Here is a 1,232-nt window from a genome sequence, read left to right on the forward strand (position 1 = left end):
CCTAAAGCAACGATGGCGTCAAAGCGATCAGACTCAGCGGCACGTTGGGCAACCAATGGCAATTCAAAAGCACCAGGTACACGGATTACGGTGATGTTGCTACCCAATACACCGTGACGTAGTAGCGCATCAATTGCGCCATCTACCAATGATTCAACCACAAAACCATTAAAACGACCGACGACGATACCAATACGAACGTCTTTGTTTTGATGTAAATTACCATCGATATGAGTCACGTCATTGCGCTGCTGTTGTAGATTTGACATAAAAAATCCTTTGCCGAATGGGCTTTTAATTAAAATGTAGGCATAAATAATGCGCTAAATATATCGCTAGGTTCAAATGGCTTATTATCCGTTAGATAATCAGTTAAATGAACGAAAATAAGTGGTTAGCGCTATGATAACATTTTTTTCTGTTTTATTTGTACTTTACGAGCGTACTATAGACGCATTTGTATGCCTTGCGCTGCCATATAGGCTTTGGCTTCTTGAACCGTATACTCACCAAAATGGAAGATGCTGGCAGCAAGGACGGCATCGACGCCACCTTCTAACACCCCTTCGGCTAAATGTTGCAGATTGCCGACGCCGCCTGAAGCAATAACAGGCACATTGACGCGGTTAGTGATTTGCTTCATTAGTGCCAAGTCATAGCCTTTTTTGGTGCCATCACCGTCCATCGAGGTGACCAGTAATTCACCAGCGCCCAGTTCAGCCATTTTGCTCGCCCAAGCGACGGCATCGATACCCGTTGGTTTGCGACCACCATGGGTAAAGATCTCCCAACGCGGCATGATAATGCCATCAACGTCAATATCTGCAACGCGTTTGGCATCGATAGCCACGACGATACATTGGTTACCAAATTTCTGCGCGGCTTCACCAACGAACTCAGGCGTAAATACTGCTGCAGAATTAATCGCGACTTTATCCGCACCTGCATTTAATAGATTGCGGATATCAGCGATTTTACGCACACCGCCGCCGACAGTTAATGGCACAAATACCGTTTCCGCCATACGCTCAACGGTATGATAGGTGGTATCGCGCTCGTCATTGGTCGCAGTAATGTCCAAAAAAGTAATTTCATCAGCGCCTTGTTCGTTATAGCGTTTTGCTACTTCGACAGGGTCGCCTGCGTCTTTGATATCAACAAATTGCACGCCTTTGACCACACGACCATTATCAACGTCCAAACAAGGAATGATACGCTTTGCTAACATAGGG

Annotated in this window: 2 protein-coding genes; both read right to left on the reverse strand. The window is 45.6% G+C overall.

The features are described from left to right. On the reverse strand, positions 1-269 hold a 269-nt coding region (locus I3257_RS13375), incomplete at its 3' end, for a 6,7-dimethyl-8-ribityllumazine synthase (protein ID WP_238050065.1). Positions 270-445: 176 nt separating this feature from the next. After that, positions 446-1,228 (reverse strand): imidazole glycerol phosphate synthase subunit HisF, encoded by a 783-nt coding sequence (gene hisF / locus I3257_RS13380; RefSeq protein WP_201502879.1) that lies wholly within the window; start codon positions 1,226-1,228, stop codon positions 446-448. Positions 1,229-1,232 lie beyond the last annotated feature (4 nt).

Origin of the sequence: Psychrobacter sp. Ps7 (assembly GCF_022129225.1) — a bacterium.
Classification (GTDB): Bacteria; Pseudomonadota; Gammaproteobacteria; order Pseudomonadales; family Moraxellaceae; genus Psychrobacter; species Psychrobacter immobilis_A.

Bases quoted from the DNA above. Each gene is read 5' to 3' on its own strand.
- hisF (WP_201502879.1), bottom strand. From the start codon at position 1,228: ATGTTAGCAAAGCGTATCATTCCTTGTTTGGACGTTGATAATGGTCGT.